Raw genomic sequence first — 3,249 nt, 5'->3', positions numbered from 1 at the left:
ATGGCGAGGTGCCCGAGGATTGGGCAGACAAACCAGCCAAGCGTAGCCAGAAGGACACTGATGCGCGCTGGACCAAGAAGCACGGTAAGAGCCACTATGGCTACAAAAACCACGCAAACGTGGACTGCGAGCACAAGCTGGTCCGGCGCTATCACGTCAGCGACGCTGCCCTGCACGATAGTCAGGCGGTGGATCATCTGCTGATGCGTGGTAACACAGGTTCGGGCGTGTGGGCGGATGCGGCATATCGATCTGACGAGATGGAGGGCAAGCTGCGGGACTGCAAACTCAAGAGCCACATCCACCGCAAGGGCAAGCGGGGCAATGCGCAGAATATGCCTGAAGGGATCAATGGGCAAGTTTCCGTAACGTCAGTTGGTCCATTTTAGGGGCGGTTACATGGTTACAGATGTGTCTATAAGCTATTGAAATATCTAATATAGATTAGAATTCGAGCCTCTCATCACCCACCATTTTCCTTACTTCAGTATGGCAAGAAGATTGGCGTAATCGTCTGTCCAGATGCGGCCGCCGTCATTTTCCACAGGGTCCCATTTGGGGTCTGCGGCGAAGGGGGCGATGCTTGCCGGGTCTGGGGACATGATCACGACTTTTGATGAACTGTTGCTCTGGACATCGGGGGCGCCGTCATAGCGTTGGATATATGCACTGAGGCCAAGGTCAGCCGCGCTGCGCGCCAACGGACGCGAAAGGTCATAATACCTGTTCGTGATATGAAACATGATGATCCCACCGGGCTTTAACCGGTCGCGATAGAGTTTCAGGGCCTCATTCGTGGTCAGGTGAACTGGCACCGCATCCGACGAATAGGCATCGACCACCAGAATGTCATATTGCGTGTCCGTCTGCTGGGCCAGTACCACACGGGCATCCCCGATATGTGTGGGTGCGTCAGGATTGCAGTCGGAAATGAAGGTAAAGAACGCGGGGTCGCGGGCCACGCGGTCTACCATTGTGTCAATTTCGTAGAATTGCCAAGACTGACCGGGCTGCGTGTAGCACGCCAGCGATCCCACGCCCAGCCCGATGACCCCAATATCGGTCGCAGCCAGCCCCGTGGCCGAGGTCATGACCCGTGCCATCGGTCCTTGTGGGTGGTAATAGAACAGTGGTGTCGGATCGTCCGGGCCTGACAACTCTGCGATCATCTGGGCACCATGCAGGGTGGTGCCGTTCCGGTAGATGCGGAGCCCGGCCTGGTCCTCGACCAAATGCGCCCCGAAAAAGCTGCGGTCCTTGAAGATCGGCCGGCCAAGCGACGCCAGTTGCAGCCCCGTGGCGATCATTGCGATGACAGCGGCAAACGCAATAATCCCGTCGGACCTGCTGAAATGGATCGCAACCAGCATCAGGACACCAACGATCATCACCAGCGTGTCGACCCGAAGACCGAAATTCAGTGTGCCATAGGTTGCGACCGGCGCAAAGACGACCACAGTTGTCAGAACAGCAAAGCCAAGCTTTCGCACTGTCGGGCGCGCAACCCCAACCAATAGCAGAAACGCGGCAAGGAACACGGTGATCCGTGCTTCGTGAAGATCGGTGAAAAGACTTGGGGCCAGGATGGCATTGAACAGCCCGCCGAGCGCACCGCCCACCGACATCACGAGATAAAATACAGTGAGATTTTCAGGCCCCGGTCGGGCATCATACAGCGTTTGATGTGCTTTCATGGCGATGAAAAAGAACGCCAGCAGCAGTACGACCGTCAACGGGATGGTTACGGTGCCAAGCTTGATGCCGGTCAGCACAATGGCAAACATGGCAAGACTTATCAGAAAGAGCACATCAAGGTGCCGTCGCCCGATCCAGGGCCGATTCGTGAAACACAGCACGAACGTCAGCAGATACAGCGCCAGCGGCAGCACCCAAACCAACGGGAAAGAGCCAATATCCGTGCTGATCTTGCTGGTCACCGCGAGCATGAGCGATGAAGGTACAAATGCCAGAAACAGCCACAACCCGTAGAGTTTCAGTTGGGGCTTTTCCCCGTATGTCCGGGCCTTGCCGGTCGCATGCCCCCGGCGTGCGGCCAGACCGCTCAGGCACAAAAATGCGCCCAGCAGAATGAAACCGGCAGCCCACGCCCATCCGATGTCCGCAGCCCCGAACATCGGCTCTGCCACAAGTGGAAAAGCCAACAGCGCAGTGAGCGAGCCGAAGTTGGACGCGCCATAAAGAAAATACGGATCATCTGCAGAGGGCCCATCGCTTTTTGCATACCAGCTTTGGATCAGGGGCGCGTTGGCCGAAAGCACGGCAAACGGCAGACCGACCCCAACCGCAAACAGCGTCAGTGTCTGAAGGGCGACAGGGGCGTCAGGATCAAACCGCCAACCGGTTTGGATGGACAGCGGCAAGAACATCAGCGCCAGCGCCCAAAGCGCCAGATGCAAGCCAAGCTGCGCTGTGACAGGCAGATATTTCGTGGAAAGATGTGCGTAAAGGTAACCCGCGATCAGCACGGTCTGAAAAAACAGCATTGCCGTCGTCCAGACAGCCGGTGCGCCGCCAATCGCGGGTAGCACGATTTTGGCAAAGAGTGGCTGTACGAAGAACAACAAAGAAGCGGACAGAAAGATCGTTGCGGTGAAGAGTACAGGGATCAGCGCCGCCGTTCTGCGTGAACTGGCCGTCGTTTGTGTGCTGGTCATGATTGCGCCCCGGGCTCGTGATTGTTTCCATTACATAAACGGTTCGAATGTGGCGAATTTGCGGAGTATGCAGTGAATTTCCGTGGCTTGCTTTTGTCATCACATTGGCAGGGGACAGGACGTTGCCCCGGGCGGTTGCAAATAACCGGCGATGCGATCAGGCCGTATTCCTTTTTCCGGCCGACAGGAAAACGATTATGACAAAAGCGGCGATGACCGCTTGACGGCCCAGAGCGGCGGACATAGAAGCAGCGCAGTCCGGCTTCGTTGTTGGACAAGCAGATGCGCGGTTGTAGCTCAGTTGGTTAGAGTACCGGCCTGTCACGCCGGGGGTCGCGGGTTCGAGCCCCGTCAACCGCGCCACTGCCTTTCTCATTCAATAAATATGGTCGGCAAATGCGCGCTTGCGCTGGGCATAGGCTGTCGTGACGAATTTATCGCGTATCGCGCGATTTTAGCGTTGACGCTTCTGACATCGCGGATTATCCCGCCCCTCACGCGCGGTTGTAGCTCAGTTGGTTAGAGTACCGGCCTGTCACGCCGGGGGTCGCGGGTTCGAGCCCCGTCAACCGCG

At 57.2% G+C, this 3,249-nt stretch carries 1 protein-coding gene, 2 tRNA genes and 1 pseudogene; 3 read left to right on the top strand and 1 reads right to left on the bottom strand.

The window, feature by feature from the left end; all coding sequences use genetic code 11:
* Window positions 1-323, top strand: a pseudogene (locus ACTG4B_RS15295) (transposase); the annotation flags it as partial.
* A gap of 156 nt (window positions 324-479) precedes the next feature.
* Here the strand turns inward: ACTG4B_RS15295 and ACTG4B_RS15290 are convergent.
* Window positions 480-2,675: a spermidine synthase gene (locus ACTG4B_RS15290; RefSeq protein ID WP_439156561.1), complete on the bottom strand. Its 2,196-nt coding sequence runs from the start codon at window positions 2,673-2,675 to the stop codon at window positions 480-482.
* A gap of 286 nt (window positions 2,676-2,961) precedes the next feature.
* On the opposite strand from ACTG4B_RS15290, the gene ACTG4B_RS15285 reads away from it, so the two are divergent.
* Window positions 2,962-3,038 (top strand) — tRNA-Asp (locus ACTG4B_RS15285).
* 137 nt (window positions 3,039-3,175) lie between these two features.
* Window positions 3,176-3,249, top strand: a tRNA-Asp gene (locus tag ACTG4B_RS15280).

The sequence above is a fragment of the Yoonia sp. genome (genome assembly GCF_965660735.1).
Classification (GTDB): domain Bacteria; phylum Pseudomonadota; class Alphaproteobacteria; order Rhodobacterales; family Rhodobacteraceae; genus Yoonia.
Note: the sequence above shows the minus strand (reverse complement) of the source record. Positions and strands in the feature narration are given on the sequence as shown.

What these genes read in the sequence shown, in the direction of transcription:
- ACTG4B_RS15290 (WP_439156561.1), bottom strand. Translation starts at nt 2,675, where the DNA reads ATGACCAGCACACAAACGACGGCCAGTTCACGCAGAACGGCGGCGCTG.